This window comes from Amycolatopsis sp. cg13 (assembly GCF_041346965.1).
In the GTDB taxonomy this organism is placed as follows: Bacteria; Actinomycetota; Actinomycetes; order Mycobacteriales; family Pseudonocardiaceae; genus Amycolatopsis.
In genome coordinates, this window is the sequence record NZ_CP166848.1 from 4,719,233 (window position 1) to 4,744,784 (window position 25,552).

General features: G+C 67.2%; 24 protein-coding genes. 8 read left to right on the forward strand and 16 right to left on the reverse strand.

Features of this window, described 5'->3' with window-relative positions; all coding sequences use genetic code 11:
* Positions 1 to 60 precede the first annotated feature (60 nt).
* Together AB5I40_RS21610 and AB5I40_RS21615 are read left to right on the forward strand one after the other, a co-directional pair.
* Positions 61 to 1,608, forward strand: a complete 1,548-nt coding sequence (locus tag AB5I40_RS21610) for an LCP family protein (RefSeq protein WP_370940323.1) — start codon at positions 61 to 63, stop codon at positions 1,606 to 1,608.
* A 98-nt stretch (positions 1,609 to 1,706) separates the two neighbouring features.
* Positions 1,707 to 2,411 (forward strand): TIGR03089 family protein, encoded by a 705-nt coding sequence (locus tag AB5I40_RS21615; RefSeq protein WP_370940324.1) that lies wholly within the window; start codon positions 1,707 to 1,709, stop codon positions 2,409 to 2,411.
* A gap of 34 nt (positions 2,412 to 2,445) precedes the next feature.
* Here AB5I40_RS21615 and AB5I40_RS21620 read toward each other — a convergent pair whose 3' ends face one another.
* Positions 2,446 to 2,874, reverse strand: coding sequence for a DoxX family protein (locus AB5I40_RS21620; RefSeq protein WP_370940325.1), 429 nt, complete (start codon positions 2,872 to 2,874; stop codon positions 2,446 to 2,448).
* Between the two features lie 271 nt (positions 2,875 to 3,145).
* On the opposite strand from AB5I40_RS21620, the gene AB5I40_RS21625 reads away from it, so the two are divergent.
* The gene (locus AB5I40_RS21625) at positions 3,146 to 5,050 is read left to right on the forward strand and encodes a GTP-binding protein (protein ID WP_370940326.1); all 1,905 of its coding nucleotides are present in this window, start codon (positions 3,146 to 3,148) and stop codon (positions 5,048 to 5,050) included.
* Here the strand turns inward: AB5I40_RS21625 and AB5I40_RS21630 are convergent.
* The 10 genes from AB5I40_RS21630 to AB5I40_RS21675 all read right to left on the reverse strand — a co-directional run bounded on the left by AB5I40_RS21630 (position 4,986) and on the right by AB5I40_RS21675 (position 13,464).
* Entirely contained in the window at positions 4,986 to 5,408 is a 423-nt protein-coding gene (locus tag AB5I40_RS21630) for a hypothetical protein (protein ID WP_344288753.1), read from the reverse strand. The two genes, AB5I40_RS21625 and AB5I40_RS21630, sit on opposite strands and share 65 nt — an antisense overlap.
* Before the next feature lie 84 nt (positions 5,409 to 5,492).
* A complete protein-coding gene (locus tag AB5I40_RS21635; protein WP_370940327.1) occupies positions 5,493 to 6,428 on the reverse strand; it encodes an esterase/lipase family protein in 936 nt (311 codons plus the stop codon).
* A gap of 75 nt (positions 6,429 to 6,503) precedes the next feature.
* Complete coding sequence (locus AB5I40_RS21640) at positions 6,504 to 7,241, reverse strand: ESX secretion-associated protein EspG (protein WP_370940328.1); 738 nt, start codon at positions 7,239 to 7,241, stop codon at positions 6,504 to 6,506.
* Positions 7,242 to 7,249: 8 nt separating this feature from the next.
* Positions 7,250 to 8,710, reverse strand: coding sequence for a hypothetical protein (locus AB5I40_RS21645; protein WP_370940329.1), 1,461 nt, complete (start codon positions 8,708 to 8,710; stop codon positions 7,250 to 7,252).
* 3 nt (positions 8,711 to 8,713) lie between these two features.
* Positions 8,714 to 9,355 carry a DUF3558 domain-containing protein gene (locus tag AB5I40_RS21650; RefSeq protein ID WP_370940330.1) on the reverse strand — a complete coding sequence of 214 codons (642 nt, stop codon included), beginning with the start codon at positions 9,353 to 9,355 and terminating at the stop codon, positions 8,714 to 8,716.
* A complete protein-coding gene (locus tag AB5I40_RS21655; RefSeq protein ID WP_370940331.1) occupies positions 9,352 to 9,825 on the reverse strand; it encodes a hypothetical protein in 474 nt (157 codons plus the stop codon). Before AB5I40_RS21655 ends, AB5I40_RS21650 begins: the two co-directional genes overlap by 4 nt.
* A gap of 181 nt (positions 9,826 to 10,006) precedes the next feature.
* A complete protein-coding gene (locus AB5I40_RS21660; protein WP_370940332.1) occupies positions 10,007 to 10,645 on the reverse strand; it encodes a DUF3558 domain-containing protein in 639 nt (212 codons plus the stop codon).
* 51 nt (positions 10,646 to 10,696) lie between these two features.
* Entirely contained in the window at positions 10,697 to 11,524 is an 828-nt protein-coding gene (locus AB5I40_RS21665; protein WP_370940333.1) for a DUF3558 family protein, read from the reverse strand.
* A gap of 3 nt (positions 11,525 to 11,527) precedes the next feature.
* The gene (locus AB5I40_RS21670; protein WP_370940334.1) at positions 11,528 to 12,166 is read right to left on the reverse strand and encodes a DUF3558 domain-containing protein; all 639 of its coding nucleotides are present in this window, start codon (positions 12,164 to 12,166) and stop codon (positions 11,528 to 11,530) included.
* Between the two features lie 140 nt (positions 12,167 to 12,306).
* The gene (locus AB5I40_RS21675) at positions 12,307 to 13,464 is read right to left on the reverse strand and encodes an acyl-CoA dehydrogenase family protein (protein WP_370940335.1); all 1,158 of its coding nucleotides are present in this window, start codon (positions 13,462 to 13,464) and stop codon (positions 12,307 to 12,309) included.
* A gap of 119 nt (positions 13,465 to 13,583) precedes the next feature.
* On the opposite strand from AB5I40_RS21675, the gene AB5I40_RS21680 reads away from it, so the two are divergent.
* Positions 13,584 to 15,257: a class I adenylate-forming enzyme family protein gene (locus tag AB5I40_RS21680; RefSeq protein ID WP_370940336.1), complete on the forward strand. Its 1,674-nt coding sequence runs from the start codon at positions 13,584 to 13,586 to the stop codon at positions 15,255 to 15,257.
* Positions 15,258 to 15,305: 48 nt separating this feature from the next.
* Here AB5I40_RS21680 and purE read toward each other — a convergent pair whose 3' ends face one another.
* The gene (gene purE, locus AB5I40_RS21685; protein WP_101435814.1) at positions 15,306 to 15,803 is read right to left on the reverse strand and encodes a 5-(carboxyamino)imidazole ribonucleotide mutase; all 498 of its coding nucleotides are present in this window, start codon (positions 15,801 to 15,803) and stop codon (positions 15,306 to 15,308) included.
* Positions 15,804 to 15,814: 11 nt separating this feature from the next.
* Positions 15,815 to 16,999 (reverse strand): 5-(carboxyamino)imidazole ribonucleotide synthase, encoded by a 1,185-nt coding sequence (locus tag AB5I40_RS21690; protein ID WP_370940337.1) that lies wholly within the window; start codon positions 16,997 to 16,999, stop codon positions 15,815 to 15,817.
* A gap of 548 nt (positions 17,000 to 17,547) precedes the next feature.
* Between AB5I40_RS21690 and AB5I40_RS21695 the strand changes: the two genes are divergently transcribed.
* Entirely contained in the window at positions 17,548 to 17,910 is a 363-nt protein-coding gene (locus AB5I40_RS21695; RefSeq protein ID WP_370940338.1) for a hypothetical protein, read from the forward strand.
* Positions 17,911 to 18,079: 169 nt separating this feature from the next.
* Here AB5I40_RS21695 and AB5I40_RS21700 read toward each other — a convergent pair whose 3' ends face one another.
* Positions 18,080 to 19,414, reverse strand: coding sequence for a glycosyltransferase 87 family protein (locus tag AB5I40_RS21700; protein ID WP_370940339.1), 1,335 nt, complete (start codon positions 19,412 to 19,414; stop codon positions 18,080 to 18,082).
* Positions 19,415 to 19,467: 53 nt separating this feature from the next.
* Positions 19,468 to 20,319, reverse strand: a complete 852-nt coding sequence (locus tag AB5I40_RS21705; protein WP_370940340.1) for a GGDEF domain-containing protein — start codon at positions 20,317 to 20,319, stop codon at positions 19,468 to 19,470.
* A gap of 256 nt (positions 20,320 to 20,575) precedes the next feature.
* Here AB5I40_RS21705 and AB5I40_RS21710 point away from each other — a divergent pair, with 256 nt between their 5' ends.
* The 3 genes from AB5I40_RS21710 to AB5I40_RS21720 are packed head-to-tail and all read left to right on the forward strand — an operon-like array spanning position 20,576 to position 23,907.
* Positions 20,576 to 22,834 carry a sigma-70 family RNA polymerase sigma factor gene (locus AB5I40_RS21710; RefSeq protein ID WP_370940341.1) on the forward strand — a complete coding sequence of 753 codons (2,259 nt, stop codon included), beginning with the start codon at positions 20,576 to 20,578 and terminating at the stop codon, positions 22,832 to 22,834.
* Positions 22,835 to 22,844: 10 nt separating this feature from the next.
* Complete coding sequence (locus tag AB5I40_RS21715; protein ID WP_370940342.1) at positions 22,845 to 23,345, forward strand: GtrA family protein; 501 nt, start codon at positions 22,845 to 22,847, stop codon at positions 23,343 to 23,345.
* A 37-nt stretch (positions 23,346 to 23,382) separates the two neighbouring features.
* Positions 23,383 to 23,907, forward strand: coding sequence for a GtrA family protein (locus AB5I40_RS21720; protein WP_344288785.1), 525 nt, complete (start codon positions 23,383 to 23,385; stop codon positions 23,905 to 23,907).
* Positions 23,908 to 24,266: 359 nt separating this feature from the next.
* Here the strand turns inward: AB5I40_RS21720 and AB5I40_RS21725 are convergent, their stop codons facing one another.
* Positions 24,267 to 25,550: an ATP-binding protein gene (locus tag AB5I40_RS21725; protein WP_370940568.1), complete on the reverse strand. Its 1,284-nt coding sequence runs from the start codon at positions 25,548 to 25,550 to the stop codon at positions 24,267 to 24,269.
* Positions 25,551 to 25,552: the final 2 nt, after the last annotated feature.

Consider the following 25,552-nt stretch of genomic DNA (forward strand, 5'->3'; position numbering starts at 1 on the left):
GAGCACCCAGCGTGCCGGCGTGCCGCAGGCCGTACGCTGGTGAGCGGGGAGGTAGCCGGGGTGAGCGAAAACCAGGACAAACCGGACCGGACGGCGGATTCCGCCGACAGTCCGGCGGTTTCCGACGCCTCGGACCGCGGATCCGACGGAACGACGGAGCCGAAGCACGCTGCCGCTGAGCCCGTCGCCGAAGAGGTGACCGAGGACACCGCGGCAGAGGAAGCCGAGCCGGTTACCGAGGGTGCCGCCAGCGCCGAAAGTGCCACCAGCACTGAAGCTGCGGCCAACTCCGAGACTGCCACCGGCGCTGAAGCTGCCGCCCACTCCGAGAGTGCCGCTGCCGAAGGTGCCGCCGCGGAAGAGGAAGCCGCTCCCGAATGGAAGCCGTCCCCGCACCCGCGCGTCGAACTCCCCCAGCCGTCGAGCCCCGCGCCGCCGCCGGAATCGCAGCGCCGCTCGGGCCGGGTCACCCGGATCACCCGCCGCGTCGCGATCGGCCTGGTCTCCCTGCTCGCGCTGAGCGGCACAGGCTACGCGTATGTCACCAAGGACAAACTGCAGGACAACGTCGCGACCGCCGACGTCCTCACCCCGCGCGACGGCGAGCCCCCGGCCCCGCCCGCCGACGACGGCGGCACCGACATCCTGCTCGTCGGCAGCGACGCGCGCACCGACCAGCAGGGCAACCCGCTCCCGCTGAGCATGCTGAAGTCGTTGCGCACCGAGGACAAAGCCGGGATCAACACCGACACCATCATCCTGCTGCGGATCCCGAAGAACGGCGGCAAGGCGTCCGCGGTGTCGATCCCGCGCGACAGCTGGGTCGACGTGCCGGGCCGAGGCAAAGCGAAGATCAACTCCGCGTACGGCGTCGCCAAGGCGCATGCCGAGCAGGAGGAACGCGCGCAGGGCGAGCACGACCAGGCGAAGATCGCGCGCGATTCGGATGCCGCCGGGCGGCGGGCACTGGTCCAGACCGTGCAGGACCTCACCCAGGCGCGCATCGACCACTACGCCGAGGTCAACCTGCTCGGGTTCTACCTGATCACCGAGGCAGTCGGCGGCGTTCCGGTGTGCCTGAACCACGCGACGTCGGACAAGGACTCCGGGGCAAACTTCCGCCGCGGCGTGCAGACGGTCAGCGGCGGCGAGGCGCTGTCCTTCGTGCGCCAGCGCAAGAACCTGCCGAACGGCGACCTGGACCGGATCAAGCGGCAGCAGGCGTTCCTGTCCTCGGCGATGCGCAAGGTGCTGTCCGCGGGCACGCTCGCCAGCCCGAGCACGCTGAACAGCCTGATGGACGCGGTGCACCGGTCGTTCGTCCTCGACGACAGCCTCGACGTGCTCGAATTCGCCCAGCAGGTCAAGGGCGTCGCGTCCGGCGACCTGACCTTCGCGACGATCCCGGTGATCACCACGAACGGCCGCAGCGAGGACGGGCAGAGCATCGTCGAGGTCGACCCGGCCGCGGTGCAGAAGTTCGTGGCCGGGCTGGCCGGACGCACCGCCCCCGGCGCCACGGGAGGCAACGGGGGCGGCGGCGCGGCGGCCGGGGCGGTGCCGCAGGGCCTTGATTCCGGAATCCCGGGCGTGCCCTGCGTCGACTGACGCCGCGACTAGCCTGAGTGCATGAGCGAGCTTGCGAGCGAATCATTCAACACTGCGCCTTCGGCTCATGCCGCGCCGAGCGCTAGCGAGGCGGGCGCATGAGCCTCACCGAGCAGCTGCTGCGCCCGCTTCTGGCCTCGCCGGCGAAACCGCTGATCACGCACTACGACGACCGGCTCGGCAGCCGGGTCGAGCTGTCCGTGGCGACGATGCAGAACTGGGCCGCGAAAACGGCGAACTGGCTGGTCGACGAGTTCGACGTCGAGCCGGGCGACGCCGTCGCGGTGCGGCTGCCCGCGCATTGGCAGACCGCGGGCGTGCTGCTCGGCGCGTGGTGGTGCGGGGCGCGAGTGGTCGCGGAGACCGAGGGTGCGCGAGTGGTGTTCACCAGCCCGGACGAGGAGATCGACGCCCCGGCCGTCGCGGTGGTGTCGCTCGACCCGATGGGCCGCGGCCTGTCGACGCCGCCGTCCGGCGGAGCGCTCGACTACCTTTCCGAGGCCCGGATGTCCGGCGACCAGTTCTTCCCGATGCAGCCTGCCACCGGCGACACCCCGGCGCTCGGTTCCTCCACGGTGGACGAAGTGTGGGCGGAAGCCACTGCCCGCGCGGCAAAACTCGGCCTGACCGCGGCCGACCGAGTTTTGTCCACGATGGACTGGACGGTGCCGGACGGCGTCCTCGACGGCTTGCTCGTCCCGCTCGCCGCCAGCGCGCACCTGGTCCAGGTGACGAACGCCGATCCGGCGAAACTGTCCGCCCGTCGCGAGGCCGAACGCACCACCGCCGACCTGACCGCGTGAGTGCTGACCACCCGGCCAGCACTCCACGCGGTGGTCAGGCGGTCTGCAGCTCGTTCGCGCCTTCGCGGCGACGCCGGAACAACACGTGGTCCAGGGAAAGCCGTCCGCCGTTGAAGCCCAGCGCCAGCGCGGTGAGGCCGAGCACCAGCACCAGCTCGTAGCCGCCCTCGCCGGTGAGGCCGTGCGCCGCGTGCACCGAGATCAGCGCGCCGGCCATGTTGATCGCGTAGCCGATGGCGACCACCGGCAGCAGGAAGCCGACGACGAAGGCGATCGAGCCGAGCAGTTCGAGCACGATCACGAGGAACGCGGAGACGGTCGGCAGCGGGATGCCGATCTGGCTGAACATGTCGGCGGTCGCGCCCACGCCGCTGTCCCATTTCTGCAGGCCGTGGGCGAAGAACACCACCGCGATGCCGATGCGGCCGAGCAGCAGCGCGACGTCCTTGACTCGAGTCAACATGGAGACAGCTCCCAGTAGGTGAAAATTCAACTGACCCGACTCACGGTAGGGCACCGAACACCGCCGCGGGGGTGTCAGCCAGTGATCGACAGGAAACCGACAGGCACCGAAAACTCGCTGTACACCGCGCCCGGCCCGGCGCTACCGTGCCGATATCCGCGGGTGGGTGCTGCTCGCGGCCATGTTCTCTACGTGCGAGGAGCCCCGATGCGCCGACAGTCCGATCGACCCCAGTTCGGCCTGTCTCCCGCATCTGAGGACTTCCGCACGCATGAAAGCACTGACCATCGGCATCCTGGCGCACATCGACGCAGGTAAAACCAGCCTCACCGAACGTCTGCTGTTCGAGACCGGCGTGATCGACCACGCCGGCCGGGTCGACGACGGCGACACCCAAACCGATTCGCTCGAACTCGAACGCCGGCGCGGCATCACCATCAAGTCCGCCGTCGTGGCGGTCAGCACGCCCGGCCACCGGCTCAGCCTCGTGGACACCCCTGGCCATCCCGATTTCATCGCCGAAGTCGAACGCGCCGTCGGTGTGCTCGACGGCGCGGTGCTCGTGGTGTCCGCAGTGGAAGGCGTACAGGCCCAGACCCGCGTGTTGATGCGCACGCTCGTCCGGCTCGGCATACCGGTGCTCGTGTTCGTGAACAAGATCGACCGCACTGGTGCTCGCGAAGCTTCATTGCTGGAATCCTTGCGTACCAAGCTTTCCCCGCACTGTGTCCCTCTGAGCACAGTGGTTGGGATCGGCACCGCTAGTGCACACCCGACGCTGCTGCCCGTCGACGAACGGTTAGCGGACGCGCTAGCTGGCGATGACATCTTCCTTGAGTCCTATGTGGCCGGTAATGCGTCCTCAATGGATTATCGCGATGCGTTGGCACGTCAAGTAGCTGCCGCCTCGGTGTATCCGGTCTTTTTCGGTTCGGCCGTCACCGGAGCTGGGGTGCGCGACCTCGTCGCCGGGGTTTACAACCTGCTGCCGTCCCGCGAACGCCGCGCGGACGGGCCGCTCGACGCCACCGTCTTCAAAATCGAACGCGGTCGTTCCGGCGAGAAAATCGCTTACGTGCGAATGTTTTCCGGCTCGCTGGCGGCGCGCCGACCAGTGCCGTTCCGCCGCTTGGGCACGGAAGGCATCGGCCGTCCTTCCGCCGTGCGCGTGTTCGAACACGGCGCGACCCCAGTGTCCGGCGAAGCGCTGGCCGGAGATGTTGCCCGCGTCTGGGGTTTGCCGGAGATCCGGATCGGCGACCGACTAGGCGACAGCGCCGACCTTTCCCAGAACCGGTTCTTCGCCCCGCCGAGCCTGGAAACGCTCGTGTACCCGGTCGATCCTGACCAGACCAGCGAGCTGTACACCGCGCTGACACGACTGTCCGAACAGGACCCACTGATCAGCATTCGCCGACACGACCAGGAAATCACCGTTCGCTTGTACGGCGAAGTACAGAAAGAAGTAATCCGGACAACGCTCGCCGAGGAATTCGGAATCGCCGCCGAATTCGAGGAATCGCGCCCATTGCTGGTCGAACGTCTACACGGGACTGGACACCGCGTGCGCGGTCCCGCTCCCGACGAACGCGTGTTCTTCTGGGCCACAGTCGGCCTTCGCGTCGAACCTGGCCCGCCTGGTTCCGGCACCGACTACCGGCTGGAAGTCGAACTCGGCTCGTTGCCGCTGTCGTTTCACAAGGCCGTGGAAGACACTGTGCACGAGATCCTGCGCGAAGGCCTGCACGGCCGGGAAGTAATCGACTGCGTGGTCACCCTGACCGATACCGCGTTCTACCCGCCAGCCAGCACCGCCGGGGATTTCCGCGGCATGACCCGGTTAGTGCTGCAGGAAGCGTTACGCCAGGCCGGAACGCGGGTGTACGAGCCGGTCCACGCGTTCGAGCTAGAAGCACCGGCTTCCTCGATCAGCGCGGTGCTGCGCAAGCTAGTGGAACTTCGCGCGGTACCCGGCGAGCCAGTAATCACCGGCGATCGATGCACTGTGGACGGTCACCTCCCGGCCGCCTCCGCACACGAACTGGAGCAAGCGTTGCCCGCACTGACCCAAGGCGAGGGCACGCTCGTGAGCAGTTTCGCCGAATACCGGCTCAAGCCGGGTGGCGGCGGGCCGCGTCGAGCTCCGTCCAGCCGCCGTGGGCGGACAACAGCGTGAGGACGCGCTCCGCGAGGGCCGAAAAGCGGCGCAGGTCCTCGTGGAGCGCCTTGGCGCGGGTGGAGTCGAGCGGGGCGTGGTCGTCCCACCAGAGGCAGATGACCGCGCTCGCGCACAGCACGAGCGGTTGAACGAGGTCCGTGAACTCGGCGGACGGTTCGGCCGTTTCCCGGCACGTGCGCTCGATTTCGTCGCACGCGTCGAGCAGTTCGCGCAACGGGCCCACCGCGCCGGACGGGGTGCCGTCCCACGACGCGGTGGGCCACGCGCGGTCGCTCAGCTCGAGCCAGAGCCGCCATCCGGCGACCAGCTCGGCCTCGTCGTGCGGCGTCCAGGTGTCGGGGAGCAGCCAGAACATGTCACCGACTGTGACATCGCGGCTGGCGGCGGCGCAATCAAGTCGGCGAAAGTGTTCGCGTTTTTACCCCGAGGCGGGGGTATCTCAGCTGATCACCGGGGGCACGAACACGCAGCTGGGCCGCTTCGCGTGCTGCGGGTCAAGCGCGTTGAGCACCTCGCGCTGCGCGATCGGGTCGTAGGTGATGCCGAGGTGATCGGTGTAGTCGAGCCCGCAGACGTCCTGGAGGACGAGGTTTTTCACGTTGGGCGCGGGCTTGAGGAAGGCGTTGGTGTAAGGCGTGACAACGTCGTCATACCTGGTCTGGATGACCGTGTAGTCGACGCCCGGAACCGTGTCGCCACCCGCGTTGAGATCGTTGAGGAACGCGGATCCGGTCGACTGCTCATTGCAAGCCGCGCAAGCCGCTCCGACCAGGTCGCGCGCGGGCGGAATCGCCTGGATCGCGGTGAGCAGGCCGAACAGGTTAGTGCCGTAGTTCGATGGAGACAGCCCGATCAGCTTCCCGATCTTGCTGGCTCCGCCGAGATACTTGATCCAGTAACGCGGGTTCATCCCGCCCTGCGAATGCCCGACGACGTCAAGCTTCGAAGCCCCCGTGGCCTTGAGAATCTTGTCCCCGAAGGTCGCCAGCTGCCCCGCGGTCCCCGCCACCGGCCCGACGGTCTGCAGGAACGCCCCCGGCGACCCGCCGAAGTTCCCGGCGAACACGCAGTACCCCGCGTTGGCGAGCTTCTGGGACAGATTCGCCCAGTTCTCGTACGCGTTGGCCGTGGTGCCGTTGGACAGCAGCACCGGGTTCGGATGTTCGGCAGAGGGTTTGCAGTTCCAGTCATTGGCCCCCGGCGGCGCGATCGTCGGCTGCCCGACCGAGTAGATCGCCGCGGCGATGATGTTCGGCTGCACCGGCCCGGTCGGTTCTTTCCCGGTTTCCCCTGATGCCACCGCGGTGCCGCCGCCGAGCGCGACCACCGTCGCCGCCAGGAGGACCATGCCTCGTCCGAACGCGCGTACGCCCATACCGTTTCACCTCTCTGTGAACCCGACGCAGTGGTTAACGCGGAACACGAGAAAGGGAAACGCGGTTACTAGTTTTTATCGAAGTCCGGCGAGCGTTCGATCCACCGCATCGATCAAGGACGCCCGGTTTCCCGGGCCGACACTGATCTGCGCGGCTCCGTCCCTTGTGCTCTGGAAGCTCAGCACCCGCCCCCGCCCGCTGAGGTCGATGACCGACAACGGCGAGCTGTACCGGCGCCCGCCCCGCTCGTCCCGGACCGCGGCATGCAGCTGATGCACCGCGTCGCGCGGCGCCCGCATCAGATACCGCAACTCGTCCGCGTCGCCGCCCTCCTCCGCCAGCGGATCCGCCCCGCCGTTGTCGTAGTACTCCCGCCTCACCCGCATCGCCCGAACCGCCGCCGGCGGACAGTCCGGCATCGCCATGACCAAACAAGCCGCCAGCTCGTGCGGCGACACCGGATCAAGCTGAACGAACTCCGCGTCGGTAATCAACCGCACGGCTTCTCGCCCGCTCGCCGCGACAAGAATCGCCCCGTTGTCCTCTTGATGGGTGCCGAAGTCAGTCCACCCGTACACCTCATGCCGCGCGTTCGCGAGCAGCTTTAAGGTGCCACGCAACGCTTCCGCCGTTGTTTCACCAAGCTGTGCAAGAAGATCCCGCGTCCGCTTCGCCCGTTCGGCCGCACCTTCCTCGGTCAAGTACATCGGAGTGTCCTCAACCACCACCGGTGTTTTCCCGAGGTCCTCAGCGTGCCAAAGCGCCAAAAACACCGGCCGCGGCATCCGCAACGGCCTGTCGATGATCGTCATCGAACCCCTCAACCGCCAATCGTCGGGGGTGTCGGGGGCAGCCCAGTGCGCGGATCGAGGGCTCGCTCGCCGTTCTCGTCAACGAGGGAGAACGCTGAGTCGTCTTCGATTCCGTACTTGCGCTGGTGTTCTTTGTCTTCCTCGCCTTTGCCTTTTCCCGCGCCGGCCATGCCACCCATTCCCGGGCTCCCCTTGGCTCCGGCCGCACCCTTCCCTGCTGCTCCTGGCGTTGCGCGTCCCTCTTCCCCCGCACCCGCTCCGGCCCCGGCTCCGGTGCCTACGCCCGTACCCCCGCCAAGCCGCGCCGCGATCCCTCCGCTGCGGCCACCAGTTCCAGCCTCGCCGCCCCCACCGAGCGGCCCAAACCCACCCGGTGCCCAGCCGCCGACGCTGTTGTTATTGCTGGTGCTACCGCCGCCAGTCCCCGAGAAGGTCGGCGTCGACGGTGTCCAGTTAGACCCTCCGACCCGATCAACCGACGGGGGCGTCCACCCAGACGTCGACGTCCCGTCGGTGCTCCCCGGGTACGTCCCTCCGCCGTGCGACGTGCCACTGCCCGTACTCCCCGGCTGGAGCGGCACCCCACCAGTTCCACCAACCGCCCCGCTGCTCCCCGACCCGGTCGCGCCGGGCCCACTGACCCCAGGCCCACTAGTCCCAGGTCCACTGGTCCCGGCCCCGCTGCCTCCCGGCCAGCTTCCAACCCCGCCAGTGGCCCCAGGCCCGGTGCCCGGCCCACCAGAATCCCGCCCAGGCCCCCGATAAGCCTTCTCGTGCGACTCGCTCTTGCTCTTCGCGTGATCGCTACCGGAATCGATCTTGAGATTCTGCCCGTCGAACCCGGAAACCTGACCGTAATTGCTATTCAACCCTTGACCATTGGTCTTGGCCTGATCCGCATACTTCTGATACCGCTCAACGTTGTGATTCGCTGCCGCGTTGTACTCGTTGATCTGCTTCTCGGTATCCGTGTCCCACGGAGTCCCCTGATCCCAAAGATTCTTGTGCGGGGGTGTCGGAGGCATGGACTGCAGCGCGATCTTCATGTCGTTGTAGCCGTGCGTGGTGTCGACCAGTTTCTGTCCATTGACCACGTATGCCTGCGCAGAGGTAGCCGACGCATCAGACAAGGGTCTGAGCCTCGCGCGAGCCGCATCCGCCCCGTCACCGGTCCAGACAGATTCGAGCATGGTGGTGATCTGCTGCGCGTCGTCGCTGTTCTGGTTGTGCTCCTGAGCCACGTCCCGCACGGTCGCACTGCCGCTATCCCACGACGATGTCCCAGGCCCTTGCTGCACCTGCTGCACGATTGCCGGTGCCGGTACCGCCTGATCGCCAAGATTGCCGTGGTAAAAGTCGGAAAACCAGCCACCAGCATCTTTGAGTCGGTCATTGACCCAGTTGTCCGCGTCGTCGATCCGGTCACCGATCCACTTGGCGCCTTCACCGATGAAATCGAAGAATCCCATCGGCTACGCACCAGCTTTCTGCTTCAGATTAGTGACGACCATGTCCGCAACTTGGGCAGTAACGTCGCATGGATCCGGCCCGCCGGCCTTCGACTGACCAAGCGTGACTGAAACATCAATGTCGTGCTGATCGCTGATACCGACGCTGACCTGGCAGAACTCCTTCTCGGTATCCTTGCTCAAATTGGAGTGAGCAACTGCCGGAAAACCCTGGATAGGCGGAAGCGGGCGCCATAACGTGGACTGCGGTTTCGAATTCGCGTAAACGGCGCTCAGGCCATCCGAGACCTTCGTGACGTACATGACCGTAGCGACCGCGCCAGCATCGCTGTTGAGCCAATGACACTGGGGGCCAAGCGAAGGCTCGTCATCGTGCTTTCCCTGCGGCTTTTGCACAAGAATCCTGCCCACCTGATCCGGAGTGAGCGCCTCATCGCATGGATGGCCCGACAGGACTGACACAGGGAGCGGATTGTTCACCTTCGGCGCACCCGCGTACGGCAAAGTCTTCTCAGCCGCCGACGAAGGCGCAGAAGCACTGCCTGAGCCAGGAGTGGGATTTGGTGCCGACCCACCAGAGCATGCCGCGACCAAAGCGTTCACCGCAACTGCGCCAGCGGCCACGAGGAGCATCCGAGCCTTCATACTGCAAGTCCCCCGCTCTGGCCGCCGTTGCCCACGGCCTTCACATCTCCGGCCGCTTGGCCGTCTGCCTCACTGACAATGCCCAACGCCTTCTCGAGGCGCCCGATGAGTTCCACCATGTACTTGTGCATGGCGTCGTTCGCGTCCTTGCCGTCCGCGAAAGTCCTGACCACCTGCTGATTGAACCCCATGCTGCCCGGGTCTTGTGCCGGTGGCGTGAGCTGCGTCAACGACACAGTTTTCGGGCGCATCGTTGCCAGGTTGTCGCGGAGACGCTTCGCCCGATCGAGCAGCGAACGCGCTTCATCAGGGCTCAGAGTGAACCCCGCCCCGGATTTCACAGCAGACGCCACAGCGGCAGCATCCGAAACTCCCTTGGCCACGTTCATCGCCGTGCCCACCACCGTGATCGGCAGCCCAGTCAGCCAACCTGCTGTCTCCAGGGCTTTCCCTGGGTCGTTCTCAGCCATGCCCGCCCTCCCGTGCACCGCGCACCGCCCCTTGACCAGGCAACCAGTCCCGAGGCCCCTCCGGCAGCCACTGTAACCAACTGCTCACAGCGGGGTGACGGAAACTGGCAAACTCACCCCACTGTGCACTCGGCCCGAGCGGAGGCGACCGCGGCGCAAGGACAGCGACGCGCCACATGTGTCACGCACCCGCTTTGTGTTTCAGGTTGGCGATGACCATGTCCGCGACGGTTGCTGCGGCATCACACGGATCCTGCGAGCCAACCCTCGTTTGCCCTAAACCAACCGATACGTCGGCTGTGTACTTGCCCGTAACGCCGACACTGACCTGGCAATTATCCTGTTTCCCCGAGTCGCTGGAAGTCGTGTGAGCTACAGCCGGGAGACCTTGAACAGAAGGCAGCGGACGCCAGACTTTTGCCAAGCCTCTAGTATTGGCGTAGACAGCGCTCAGGCCGTCAGACTTCGTGGTGTACAGCACCTGAACCAATGCGCCGGTGTCCTCATTGACCCACTTGCACTCAGCACCCAGCGCAGGAATATCGGCATGCACTCCCCTCGGCTGCATCCTGAAAATCTCGTTGATTTGCGACGAGGTGAGCGCACCGTCACACGGGTGGCCGGAAAGCGCAGATTCCGGAAGCGGCTTCTCGACCTTGGGCGCACCTGCGTATGGCAAGGTCTTCCCAGCTACCGGTGGCGACGCCGGAGGACCAGACGAGCCCGCAGATGGTTTTGGCGTCAACCCACTGGAACATCCCGCGATAAGCACAGCCGCCGCCGTCGCGCCAACAGCGAGAGAGTGGACCCGCATCCCCATCTGATCAGCCCCTTAGCCTGGTCACTAGCCCATCCGCGGACAACACAGCGGTCACTTGCCCGCCCGCTGCGCTAAATTAGTGACGACCATGCCCGCGATCTGGGCCGTAACGCCACACGGATCCACCGCGCCAACCTTAGCGGGACTAAGGGTGACGGACACATCGACATCATGCTGATCATTTATTCCAACGCTTACCTGGCAAAATGATTTGTCACCCTTCGGGCCATAGGCCGAATGGGCGACAGCTGGCAATTCCCGCACGGTCGAAAGCGGACGCCACACAGTGGACTGCTGCTTCGAATTCGCATATACCGCGCTCAGTCCATCGGATGCTTCGGTCACATACAGCACAGTCAAAGCCGCACCTGATTCACTATTGACCCAATGACACTGCGCGCCGAGCGAACCGTTGTCGGCATGTCTTCCTTGCGGTTCTTCCCCCAGAATATGGCCAACTTGACCCGGAGCGAACGCACTGTCGCACGGATGGCCCGACAGGACTGACGCAGGAAGTGGGTTCTCAACTTTGGGCGCACCGGCATACGGCAAGGCTTTTCCTGCCGATGACGACGATGCCCGATCACTAGCCGGTCCCGAAGCGGAGTTTGCCGCAGAACTTCCGGAACACCCTGCAACGAACACGACCCCCGCCACCGCAGCAGCGGTCAAGCTAGCGAAACGCGCCCTCATTCGATGGGCTGTGATCTGCTGCGCGTCGTCGCTGTTCTGGTTGTGCTCCTGGAGCGTCTTCTGCACCGTGAAACTGCCGCCGCACCACGATGACGTCCCCGGCTCTTGCTGAACCTGCTGCACAATCGCCGGACCTGGAACAGCTTGGTCGCCGAGGTTTCCGTGACAGAAGTCGGAAAACCCCACCGGCTACGCACCCGCCTTCTGCTTCAAATTTGTTACCACCATGTCCGCAACAATCGCCGCCACGTCACACGGGTCTTTCTTGCCCACCCGCGAATCACCCAGCGAGACTGATGCATCAATTGTTTTCTGGTCACTGATGCCAACACTGACCTGGCAGAATGACTTCAGTACTGCTTCTTGCTTAAAGGTCGAATGGGCTACGGACGGAAATCCTTGCACAAGAGGCAGTTGACGCCACACAGTTGCCTGCGGTTTGCTGTTCGCATATACTGCACTTAGCCTGTCAGAAATATTAGTAGCGTATAAGACGGTTGCCAACGCACCAGTCTCGTCGTTCGGCCACTGGCATTCCGAGCCAAGCGAGGGATCATCCTTGTGCGCGCCTTGCTGCTTCTGGCCCAGAAGGCTCCCCACTTGGTCTGGAGTAAGCGCGCTCTCGCACGGATGCGCTGACAACACCGACTCCGGAAGTGGATGCTCCACCTTAGGCGCACCCGCATACGGCAGCGTCTTCCCAGCAGCTGACGACGGCGGGCTCGTCGCTCCAAGATCGGGGTTTGACCTTGAGCCTCCGGAACACCCCGCAACGAAGGCAACCCCTGCCACCGCAGCAGCGGTCAAACTTGCGAACCGCACCTTCATTCGACAGTCTCTCCCCCTGCGACTTGATCTCCCTGCCGCAACTGTAGCCAGTCACGCGCCCGGAGACGGCGAGATCGAGCGCAAGAAGAGCCCCGCCACCCGATTTGGGTAGTGGGGCTCTTCAGTAGACCGTCGGGAGCTCAGCCCTTCAGCAGGGACCGTGCCATTACGACCTTTTGGATTTGGTTCGTGCCTTCGTAAATCTGCGTAATCTTCGCGTCGCGCATCATGCGCTCTACCGGGAAGTCGCGTGTGTAGCCTGCGCCGCCGAACAGCTGCACTGCGTCCGTGGTTACCGACATGGCCACGTCAGACGCGTAGGCCTTCGCTGCCGATGCGGTGAAGCTGGCGCGCTTGTCTCCGCGTTCGGAGGACGCCGCGGAGGCATACACCAGGTGGCGGGCGGCTTCGATTTTCGTTCCCATGTCGGCCAGCATGAACTGGATTCCCTGGAATTCAGCGATTGCCTTGCCGAATTGCTTGCGTTCCTTGACGTATGCGACGGCTGCGTCCAGGGCGCCCTGGGCGATTCCCAAGGCTTGCGCGCCGATGGTCGGGCGCGTGTGGTCCAGGGTACGCAGGGCGGTTTTCAGGCCGGTGCCTGGTTCGCCGATGATGCGATCCTCGGGGATGGTGCAGTTTTCGAAGTAGATCTCCCGGGTCGGGGAACCCTTGATGCCCAGCTTCTTTTCCTTCGGGCCCACCGAGAAGCCTGGGTCGTCCTTGTGCACGACGAACGCGGAAATGCCGTTGGCCTTCTTTTCCGCGTTGGGATCGGTTACGGCCATCACCGTGTACCACGACGATTCGCCGGCGTTCGTGATCCAGCATTTGGTGCCGTTGAGGACCCAGTGGTCACCGTCGAGGCGGGCGCGGGTGCGCATTGACGCGGTGTCCGAACCGGCCTCGCGCTCGGACAGGGCGTAGGACGCGGATGCTTCGCCTGATGCGATGGACGGCAGGACCAGCTTCTTCAGGGCTTCCGAACCGGACAGGATGATCGGCTGGGTGCCCAGCTTGTTGACTGCCGGGATGAGCGACGCGGACGCGTCAACGCGGGCTACTTCCTCGATCACGATGCACGCGCCGATGGCGTCGGCGCCCTGGCCGTCGTATTCCTCGCCGATGTGGACGGCGTTGAAGCCCGCCTTGACGAGCGCTTGGTTGGCCTCGACCGGGTAGCGCTCCTGTTCATCGACCTCCGCCGCGTACGGGGCGATCTCCTTTTCGGCTAGAGCCCGGACCGCGGCGCGCAGTTCCTCGTGCTCTTCGGCCAGCTGATACAGGCCCTCGGCCACCTTCAGTCACCTCTTCTGCAGCGAAACGGGAGAAAGTCCCCCGATGTTAGCCCGCGTTCACACCGAACGCGGCGGCTCGCTGCTTGTGTCCTCGGCCTCACCGTTCGTATGGTCACGTGATGGCTGCCACTGCGTCGACCCCGCCGCCCGGATTGCCCGCTTCTCTTGACTACCCCCGCGTGCCGATAGGTTCGGTGCTCGCCGGTGCCGCGACGCGCTACGGCGATCGCGTCGCGTTCGCGATGGGCGACGACCAGCTCACGTTCGCGCAGACCTGGCAGGCCGCTTGCCGGTTCGCGCAGGCGTTGCTGGCCCGCGGCATCGGCCGGGGCGATGTGGTCGCCGTGCACCTGCCGAACTGTCTCGCGTATCCGATCGCTTACCACGGCATTCTGCTGGCGGGAGCGACATTCAGTCCGACGAATCCGCTGCTTCCTCCGGACGACCTCGCCTTCCAGCTCACTGACTGCGGAGCCGCCGCGGTGGTGACGTTCGGGCCGGTCGCGGGGACGCTCGCGGCGGTCGCGGACCGGATTCCGGCGCGGCTCACGATCGTCGTCTCGCCTGCTGGCGAGCTCGGCGAGGGGAGCGTGGAGTTCCGCGAGTTCTTCGCTGACCAGCCTGCGACCAGGCCTGACGTGGCGATCGAGGTAGACATCGACCTCGCGCATCTCGCCTACACGGGTGGCACGACTGGGCGGTCCAAGGGCGTCGAACTCACGCATCGCAACGTCGTCACGAACACGCTGCAGCACACGTGCTGGTCAACCGGCTCGGTGCCGGCGCTCGACGCGAACGGCGACCTGACGATCGACCAGGTCGGCAGCCCGGACGAATGGCCGACGCGGCTTGGCACCGGCACCGCGATCAACCTGACGCCCTGGTTCCACGCGATGGGTGTGATCGCGGGGCTCAACGGGCCGCTGATGGGCGGCGGCACGACCGTGCTGCACGCCCGGTTCGATCCGGCGGCGTATGTCGCGGACGCTGAGCGGCTGCAGGTCACGACCATCGGCGGCGCACCCGCGCTGTTCGCGGCGTTGCTGGCGACGCCCGCGTTCCACACTGCCGACCTGTCGTCGGTGCGCAACATCGGTTCCGGCGCCGCGCCGATGAGCCACGAGATGATCCGCGCGCTCCACCAGCGGTTCCCTGACGTCGTGATCGCCGAGGGGTACGGGCTCACCGAGGTGACGATGGGTGCGGTGATCTCGCCGAGTTACCGGTCCGGCGTGCGCAAGGTCGGGTCGGTCGGCGGGCCGATCTTCGACACTGAGGTCAAGCTCGTCGCGGACGGGAGCGAGGAGCCGTTGCCGCCGGGGCAAGAGGGCGAGGTGTGCTTGCGCGGACCGCAGGTGATGCGCGGGTATCGGAACCGTCCGGAAGAGACCGCCGCCGCGCTGGTCGACGGATGGCTGCACACCGGCGACATCGGCGTTCTGGACGAGGACGGTTATCTGTCCATTGTGGACCGCAAGAAGGACATGTTGCTGTACAAGGGGTACAACGTCTTTCCGCGCGAGCTGGAGGAGTTGCTGAGCGCGTCGCCGGGCGTGCTGTCGGCGGCGGTGGTCGGCCGGCCCAGCCCGGAGGTCGGCGAGCTGCCGGTGGCGTTCGTGGTGCGGCGGCCGGATTCCTCAGTGGACGCCGAGGAACTGATGGCGGCGGTGAACGAGAAGGTGCTGCCGTACAAACGCTTGCGGGAGCTGCATTTCGTGGCGGAGATCCCGGTGTCGGCGGCGGGCAAGGTGCTGAAGCGCGAACTGCGGAAGCAATTGCCCGATCCGGCGTGAGCTAGTGCGGGCGGATGCCGGTTCTGGACCGGCATCCGCCCGCACTAGCTACTTGCCCGCTTTTTCGCGGAGTTTGGCGTCCTTGTCGAGCACCAGCTGCTCCAGGTCCTCCTGGAACTGCGTCAGTTTCGCCTGCAGCTGCAGGTCGGCGGCGGCGAGGATGCGGACCGCGAGGAGACCGGCGTTGCGTGCCCCGCCGACGGACACGGTCGCGACCGGGATGCCGGCGGGCATCTGCACGATCGACAGCAGCGAGTCCATGCCGTCCAGGTACTTGAGCGGAACCGGCACGCCGATCACCGGCAGCACCGTCGCCGACGCGACCATGCCCGGCAGGTGCGCGGCACCGCCCGCACCCGCGATGATCGTGCGGATGCCCCGGTCGGCCGCGGACTTCGCGTAATCCAGCATCCGCTGCGGGGTGCGGTGTGCCGAGTAGACACCGACCTCGTACTCGACGCCGAACTCGTCCAGCGCTTGTCCCGCTGCCTCCATCACCGGCCAGTCGGAGTCGCTGCCCATGATCACGCCCACCTGCGGCGCCATTGTGTTCCCCTTCAGTGGATCTCGTAGCCGTCGAGCCAGACGGCGTGGGACAGCCAGTGCGCGGACAGCAGCGCGCGATCGCGCAGATCGTCCATGCGGTCGCCGACGAAGTTGACGTGCCCGAGCTTGCGACCGGGCCGGTCCTGCTTGCCGTAGAGGTGGATTTTCACCTCGGGGAACCGCGCGAACAGGTGGTGCACGCGCTCGTCCGGGCTCATCTGCGGCGAGACGTCCGCGCCGAGCACGTTCGCCATCACGCACGCGGGCGCGATCAGGTCGGTGCGGCCGAGCGGGTAGTCCAGCACGCCGCGCAGGTGCTGTTCGAACTGCGAGGTGCGCGAGCCGTCCATGGTCCAGTGGCCGGAGTTGTGCGGGCGCATCGCCAGTTCGTTGACCAGCAGGCCGGTCTCGGTCTCGAACAGCTCGACCGCGAGCAGCCCGGTGACGTCGAGCGTCGACGCGATGCGCAGCGCCAGCTCCTGCGCCTCGTGCACGCGCGACTCGGCCAGCCCCGGCGCGGGGGCGAGGACCTCGGTGTTGATGCCGTTCGTCTGCACGGTCTCGACCACCGGGTACGCCGCGCCCTGGCCGAACGGGGAGCGCGCGACCAGCGCGGACAGCTCGCGCTTCATCGCGACCTTCTCCTCGACCAGCAGCTCGGTGCCTGCTTCGAGGAGCTCGGGAACGGTCTCGCGGGCCTGCTGCGCGGTGTCGAGCATCCAGACGCCGCGACCGTCGTACCCGCCGCGCGACGCCTTCAGCACCACCGGCCAGCCGTGCTCGCCGCCGAAGGTCACCACATCGTCCACAGTGGACACTTCGGCGAAGGCGGGACCGGGCACGCCGAGTCCGGCCATCATCTCGCGCATCACGAGCTTGTTCTGCGCGAACCCGAGCGCGGTGGGCGCGGGGCGGACGACGAAACCCTCGGTGGCGAGGGTGAGCAGGTGCTCGCCGGGCACGTGCTCGTGGTCGAAGGTGACCACGTCGACCTGGCGGGCGAAATCGATCAGCGCGTCGAGGTCGGTGTGGTGACCGATGACGACGTCGCTGGCCACGAGGGCCGCCGCGTCGCCCTCGTCGGCCGCCAGCACCTTCAGCGACTGGCCGAGGGAAATCGCCGCCTGCTGCGTCATGCGGGCGAGCTGCCCGCCGCCCACCATGCCGACGATGGGAAGACCGGTTCGTTTGTCCATAGCGGAGACCAGGTTACTGGGCGGGAGCTGGCGGACCGTCGGCGACCTGCGGCGGAGGTGGCGGGTTGCGGTGCGGGGGTTGGTGGTTGGTCGCGGGCGGGACTGGCGGGATTGGCGGCTGGCGACGGCGGGGTTGGCGGCTGGCCGCAGGCGGGACTGGCGGGGTCGGCAGTCGATCGCAGGCGGGACTGGCGGCGTCGACGGTTGGCCGCAGGCGGGGATGGCGGGAACGGGCGAGGTGGCGTGCACGGCTACGGGACCGGCCGGACGATGCGAGGGAGGCTCTCGCTCCTCCACAAGCCGCCCAGCAGACGCGTGGCGAACGCGGCCAGGGGCTGGGGGTGAGCGCGGGGCGGGCCGGGGATCCTCCCGACCGGCCCGGCTGGGCACCCAGGCACTCCTGCACGCTCCGCGTGCGAGAACTTCCGCCCGCCCGGGACCGCCGCAACCCGCCCGCTCGGGACCGCCGCCGCACCCCAAGCCCTCAATCGAGACACCGAGGAACCGAAACCCCACCCCAACCAGCCCTGCTGCAGCAGGATGGCCGGATGGAATCCGTCACTCTCCCGCGTCCGGTCCTCCACGCCCTCCGGCAAGCCAGCCTCCCCGGCGTGGCCACCGGGATGCTCACCGGCGAGGCCCGGCCGCTGGCCTTTCCCGAGGGATTCGGCGACGTGCTCGTCTGGCTCTGGAGCACCGACTCCCATTCAGCCGTGATCTACCTCGCCGAACTGATGAAGCAACTCCGCGAACGGCACCCGCTCGCCAAGACCGTCACGCCGCCCTTCCGGTTCGGCGAGTTGCTCACCGCGGCCCGCGATTGTCTTCCGGACGACTTCGCGCACGCCGACCTGCTGATCCAGTACACCCGCACCGCGCTGGGCGACTTCTACGGCGGTCAGACGGAGTAGCAAGGGCTCACTATTCGGTTGATCTGCCCGGGCAAACGCCGGATCAGAACGAATGGCCGTGCCCGTCCGCGAGTCAGGCTCCGGACGGCCGCGTAACCACCGCGATCCAGACAGTAACCGCCACCACCGACAAAAACCGCAAGTGAGCGCGCTGACCAGCGCGAATAGGCTACACAGACTCCCGCTGAGCGCGGTTGCGAGCGCGCCGCTGCAGCCCCCACCGCAAGGCCAGCGCCACCGCCAGCACCACCGGCATCAGGATGTAGGCGTCGCCGAGAATGTTCTGCCACACCTTCCAATGCAGCTCGACATTCCGGCCGTTCGGCAAGATCAGCAACACGCAACTGACGAACACGAACGCCACCAGGAACGTCCCCAGCCACCGTTTCCACGCGGTCGCCGGGGTGGTTTTCGGCAGCCTGGACACCAGGAGCACGACCAGCGGCGCGACCCAGACCCAGTGGTGCGTCCAGGAAATCGGCGAGATCAGCAGGATCCAGAACGCCGTGACGAGCAGCGCGGCCAGCGCCTGTCCGCGCCGGTGGAAGCGGAACATCAGCCACAGCGCCGGAATCGCCAGCACCAGGCCGATGACGGTCGCCGCGCTCGAGGCCCACGGGGCCAGGTCGGTGGCGCGGTTCATCAGTGCGTTCAGGGACTGGTTGCCCGCCCAGTGCACCGGGCCGATCCGGCCGGTGTCGGGCAGCGTTTTTGTCCAGTATTTCCACGAATCGTGCGGATTGATCAGGAACAGCAGCGCCTGCATTCCGACGAAAGTCGCCAATCCGCGCAAAGCGTCTTTCCAGCGGCCGGTGACCAGCAGGTGGCCGAGAAAGACGATGGGCGTCAGCTTGATCGCGGCCGCGAGCCCGACGAGCACGCCGCCCCAGCGGCTGCCGCGCGCGCCGATGACGAGCATGTCCAGCAGGACCATCGCCATCAGGATCAGGTTGATCTGCCCGAGGAAGATCGTCCGCCACACCGGTTCCAGGCCGAGGAAGACCAGGAAGAACACGATGGTCGACCGCGCGGGCGAGGCCCACCAGCGGGGCCCGTCGGCGGCCGGGCGGGGCAGTGCGCCGATCGCGATCCGCACCGACAGCGCGAGCGCGCCCAGCGACACCACGGTCAGGAAACCCCACGCGACCTGCACCGGAACGAGCGCGAGCGGCGCGAACAGCAGCGCCGCGGTCGGCGGGTAGGTGAACGGCAGCAGCGCCCAGCCCGGTTCGGTGGGCAGCGTGTTCGCGTCGTAGAGGTTGTCCCCGCGCAGCAGCTGCAGCGCGCCTGCCCGGTAGACCGCGCTGTCGACGCCGAGGTTCCAGTCGTGCGCCCAGCCCCAGAACCCGACCGCGATCGCGAGCAGCGGGAACACCGCGAAGATGAGCATCGAACGCGGGCGCACGGAGAGCCGTGCCAGAGATCGGCGCAGAGCCAGCCGGGGCTGCCCGGATCGATTCACCGGAGCTTCGCCGTCGGCAGCGGAGGGTACGGTCCTGGTCACCACACCAGGAAAGCACGAACGCGGTAATGCTGGTCGGGAAGGGGGACCGGGGCTCAGCTGTGCGCCAATTCCGTCAGCAGTTCGCAGGCCCGCTCATGGGTCCCGGGAAGCCGCACCGCCGACACGAGCGGACGGGCGACATCGCGCAGCTGCGGGTCCACCGAAAGGCGTTCGTTGAGCGCCCTTCGCAACGCGACCCCGCGCGTGGCCAGGCGTTCGTTGCGTTCGGCCAGCACCGCGACCGCGGAAGGACCGATCGTCGCGTAGCACTCGCCGGTGTCGAAGACGGCTCGGACAGCGTCCGCGGCGAGGATCATCGCGGTCAGCCGAGGCCAGCCGGACACCGCCGTCAGATCGAGCGACACAGTGAGCAGCACGTTCGCTTCGTTGACGCCGCCGCGATAGATCTCGCCGAGCCGCGTCCGCAGGTACGCCGCGGACGGAAGGCCGGTAAGCGGGTCGGTGACTTCCGTGTGCACGAGCTGGTCGGTGGCGACGTCGGCCCAGGCCAGCGCGGTCACGCGCAGCAGCCGGGCAGGCGTGGCGTCGACGTCCGGTGCGACGAATCCGTCGACCGCGTCCGGGTCGGCGAGCACCGCGTGCAAGGCGGCCAGGTCGGACAACGTCTCCGACAGCCCCGCTCCCGCCGCGGCCCGCGCCCGGCCGAGTCCGGCCAGCGCGTTTTCCGCGCCGGTCGAGCCGTGCCGCACGACTGCCGCGCACACCGCGTCCACTTCGGGCAATGCCCAGTCGCTCGGGAAACGCCAGCCGGCCGCGAGGCTGGCTGTTCGCCAGCGAGCTCGCAATGCCCGCAAATGGCGGTCCCGCTCGAACCGCGCACGCGTCTCGTCCCCCGACGAGTCGCCTGCGGAGCCGAACCGCGCCCCGGTCGCCGGTACGTCCACCGAACCCCCAGCTCCTTCCGGTACCTGTCGATCTTGTTCCCCAATCACGGAGGGGACGCGGCGGAACTCCCCTCGTGACGCGTTTTCCCCGATCTTTTTCGGCTAATCACCAGACGAGGAGGTGAACTTGCTGCGCCTACTGAGCCATCTGACGGACCACGGCGTGACGAGTGTCGCCGCATCCGTCACACTTGGTGTGCGTTGTAGGGAGTAAGGCGCGTGGAGTCCGCCGCGCGCGCAGCCTTAAAGGAGCCCCGTGTCCACCGTTCCCGCCGATCTCTCCGGTAAGAGTGACGCCGAGCTGATCGCAGAGGTCCGCGCGGGAAAGATCGCGTCCTACGGTCCGCTCTACGAGCGGCACAGCGGTGCCGCGCACAACCTCGCCCGCCAGCTCGCGCGGTCCAGTTCGGAGGCCGACGACCTCGTGTCGGAGGCGTTCTCGAAGGTTCTGGACACGCTGCGTGGCGGGAAGGGCCCGGACAGCGCCTTTCGTGCGTACTTGCTTACCGCGCTGCGTCACACTGCGTACGACAAGACCCGCCGCGACCGCCGGATCGACCTCAACGAGGACATGAGCGACGTCGGCGGGGCCGCCGGCGAGGCGCTCACCGTGCCGTTCTCGGACACCGCCGTCGCGGGCCTCGAGCGCACGATGGCCGCGAAAGCGTTCGCGCGGCTGCCGGAACGCTGGCAGGCAGTGCTGTGGCACACCGAAATCGAGCAGCAGAGCCCGGCCGAAGTCGCGCCGCTGCTCGGGCTGACCGCGAACGGCGTCTCCGCGCTCGCCTACCGCGCCCGGGAAGGCCTCCGGCAGGCGTATCTGCAGGTCCACCTGCAGGAAAACGGCGCGGACCGCTGCCGCGCGACGGCCGAGCGGCTCGGGGCCTGGACGCGCGACGGGCTGTCCAAGCGCGAACGCTCCCAGGTCGAAAACCACCTCGACGAATGCGACGAATGCCGGATGCTCGCGGCCGAACTGGCCGACGTCAACGGCAGCCTGCGCGCGATCATCGCGCCGATCGTGCTGGGCGGTGCCGCACTCGGTTACCTGGCCACGATCGGTGCGGCCAAGGCGAGCGCGGCTACCGCCGGTGCCGCCGCGGTCAGTGCTGGCGCGGCTGCGGCAGGCGGAGCCAAGGCGGGTGCGGCGGCAGCTGCGTCCGCGCCTCGGCAGTTCGCTGGGGTCGCGATGTCCGGGGCTGCGATGGTGGCCGCGGTTGCTGTCGCGCTGGCTGCTGGTGGTGGGACACAGACCATTCCCGCTGCTCAGCAGGCACCCGCGCCGCCGGCCGCTGCGCCGGCACCTGCACCTGCGCCGAAGCCCGCTCCTCCGGCCGCGCCCCCGGCTCCGCAGGCCCCTCCGCCTGCTCAGCCCGCGCCTCCCGCCGTGCCGCCGCCTGCTGCTCCTCCGGCGGCACCTCCAGCGCAGCCGCCAGCTCCGAACCCCGCTCCGCCGCAGCTGTCCGCGGCTATGCCGCCGGGTGGGGTCGAACTCCAACCGGGCGGCGGGCCGGTCGCGCTGCCGATCACCGTGCGCAACGACGGCGGTTCGGTGTCCGATCCGGTCCAGGCGACGCTGAACCTGCCACCTGGCGTGCAGGCGGTCGGGGCGAACGGCGGCGGCGCTGTCGGCGCGTACTCCAGCGAGGCGGCCGCGCAGTCCGGACCGATGCAGGTCGCGTGCCCGGGCGGCACGGGGACAGTCACGTGCAAGACCGGCAGTGGGTTGCAGCCTGGGCAGTCGGCTGTGCTGATGTTCCGGCTGAAGGCAGACGACAACGCGAGCGGCGGCACGGTGACCGGTTCGGTCACGGCGGGTGCTTCGGTGAACGTCAGTGTCCGCGTTCAGGTGAAGGTCAAGGCTCCGAAGGACGATCTCTCGCTAACAGCTAAGGCGTTCGGCCAGCCGTGGAAGCTGGAGCCAGAGATCCAGGCCACGGTGTACAACACTGGGCAAAGCACGAAGCCGGTCACGATCACGTTCGACCACAGCACCATCTGGCAGTTGGGCTTGAAGAAGTTCAATTGCACGTCCAGTGAGGCGAGCACGAGCTGCACCACTGCCAAACCGCTGGCTCCGGGCGAGAGAGCGGACCTGTTGGTGGTGGTGGACCGCAAGCCATTCGACGGTCCGCTCACCGTCACCGTTAACGCCTCGCTCGGCGATGCCTCGGCTAAGCCGGTGCCCGTGGAGCTCGGCTGCTGGTGGGATATGTGCCACGATCCGACGATCGGGCCGTGGTCGTCCACGTCGGTGCCGTTGCCGACGACGTCGCCCTCGACCTCGAAGAGCCACCCGCCGAGTTCGTCGAAGCACCCGAAGCCGAGCATCACCCCGCCGACCTCGACGTCCCCCGACGACGAGACCCCGGACCCGACGTCGAGCAGCCCGGCCGCAACCACGAGCGCGCCGCCGGACCCCAGTTCGAACGGCAAGCCCGGCAAACCCGGTAACCACGACAACCGTCCGCCGTCGGTCGAACCCCGGGGGTTCTTCAGCTGGTTCACGGAGTAGCGTCCGCCAGGTGCGCGAACTCCTGGCGAAGCACCGTGAGCTGGTCCGTTTCGCCCTGGTCGGCGGCACGAGCTTCGTCATCACGCTGACGATCACGTACGTCCTGAAGTTCACCGTGCTGCGGACGCATCCGGTCACCGCGCTGATCGTCGGTGTGCTGGTCGCCACGATCTTTTCCTACGTCGCGAATCGGGAGTGGGCCTTCCGCACTCGCGGCGGACGGGAGCGCGCGCACGAGGCCGCGCTGTTTTTCCTGATCAGCGGGGTCGCGCTCGGGCTGAACGCGTTGCCGCAGTGGGTTTCGCGGTATGTGCTGGACCTGCAGGTGCCGCACGTGAGCCTGGTCGGCCAGGAGTCCGCCGACTTCGTGAGCGGGATGATCATCGGGACCCTGCTCGGGACGCTGTTCCGCTGGTGGGCCTTCAAGAAGTGGGTTTTCCCTACGGAGGGTGCCCGGCCGGAACCGGGGCGGAATGACAATCCGGATATTCCGGACCGTAAGGCCGCCTGAGACCTGCCGTGACCTCGAATTCTCTAGACTGCGATACGTGACCGTCGTCGAAACCGTGCTCGCCCGCACCCCCGAGCCATTGCGCTCCGTGCTCGTGAAGCACCGGGAGCTGCTGAAGTTCGCGATCGTGGGCGGCACGACCTTCTTGGTCGACAACGGCGTCTGGTACCTGCTGAAGCTCAGCGTGCTGGAGTCGAAACCGACCACGGCGAAGGCGATCGCGATCATCGTCGCGACGATCGTGTCGTACGTCCTCAACCGCGAATGGTCGTTCCGCACCCGCGGCGGCCGCGAACGCGCCCACGAGGCGACGCTGTTCTTCGTGATCAGCGGCGTCGCGGTGGTGGTGAACCTCATTCCGCTGCTGATCTCGCGCTACTGGCTGCACCTGGAAGTGCCGAACGTGTCGCGCTTCGTGCAAGAGGTGGCGGACTTCGCGAGCGGCTCGATCATCGGCATGCTGCTGGCGATGGTGTTCCGGTTCTGGGGGTTCAAGAAGTGGGTTTTCCCGGATGAGCTGGGGGAACGGCGGAAGGACGGGGTCACCCGGCTTCCCCGGTGACCCGGCTGGCGCTGTTCGACCTTGACGACACGCTGACCGATCTCAGCGGGGCGTTTTCCCGCTGGGCCATGGAAGCTGGGCAAACCGGCTGAACAGCTGTGGGCGAACTAGCGCGCGAGAATCCTGCAGCTCTACCCGTTTGCAGGGCGATCTCGGCGGTCCGCGCGCCTCCGGACGGTGAATCGGGGTCGTTACCAAAGGAATGCGGGACAACCAGTTAGCGAAGCTCCGACGCACCGGTCTAGTCGGAGCGGTCGGCGGTTACTGCATTTCCGACGCCCCTGGCCTGCGCATCTTCCATGGAGCCACGCAAATGCGGGCATAGCGTCGATACCTGCGGCAAGCCATCCGGGCCCTGCTCAGCGAGGAACCGGCTCCGCGGGCCACTGCAATTCACCCACATCGTCCGGGCGCGGGACCTTCAAGAACAGACTGAAAATCGCCGGACGCTTATTCGACAGTTCCAGCCGCCCGCCATCCGCCTCGACAAGAGCGCGCGCCAGCGCCAAACCCACCCCAGTCGAACCACCACCGGAAAAACCGCGTTCGAAAATGTGCGGCGCGATTTCATCCGGCACCCCAGACCCGGTATCCGCGACCTCGATCACCACGGTCCCCTCCGCATCACCACGACGGGCGGACAGCGTCACGGTCCCAGCGCCGTGGCGGAGGGCGTTGTCCAGCAGCACCCCGATCACCTCGCGCAGCCGCGCCGGGGTCACGCGCACCATCAAGCCGTCGGCGACCTTCAGCCGCAAGTTCCGGCCCTCGACTCGCAGCAGCTGACGCCATTCCTCCGCAACCGCGGGCAGCGTCACCGGCAGATCGACGGGCTCGGCGTCCACCTCTCGGGCGGCGCGGGCGGCGGCCAGCAGCTCATCCAAGGCTTGGGCTAGGCGGTCCGCTTGCTCCTGCGCGGCACGGGATTCCTCCGCGACGTCTGGGTCTTCATGACCGGTCAGAGGTTCCAACCGGAGCTGCAGCGCGGTCAACCGGCTCCGCAGCTGGTGCGAGACATCCCCGACCAGCTGTCGTTCCCGCTGCACGAGCTGCGCCAACGCGGACCCGGACGTGTCCAGGGCCTCCGCGACCATGTCCAGTTCGGCCACGCGGTACCGGCTCGGGTCGGGTCGGAAATCGCCACCGCCCAGGCGGGACGCGCGGTCGGCGACGTGCCGCAGGGGTTTCGCCAGGCGCCGCGCGGTCACTGTCGCCACCACCGTGCCGGTGCCGACCGACAGGACCACCAACAGCACGACCAGCAGCGTCACCTGCGTCTGCTTCGTGCGGACCGGACCGCTCGGGATTGCCAGCATTACCGTGCCGCTGCGGGCGGTCGGGACTGATTCGACCACTGGGTTCGGGCCGGGGTTCGCGCCGAGGTGTTTTTCGCTGAAGCCCTCGGCGCGCACGATCAGCATGCCGCCCTCGGGAACGCCGACCCGGAACTGCTCCAGGTCGATTTCCTGGCCGTTCGCGACCTGCGTGTCGACCGTCGCGGCGATGTTGCGGGCTCGTTCGGCCAGGCTTTCCCGGTTGAGGTTCTCCACCAGCCGCCACGCGGTGACGCCGAGCGGGATGCCCAGCACGGCCGCGGTGACCAGCACGGCGAGGAGGATCGCCAGCAGGATCCGGCGGCGCATGC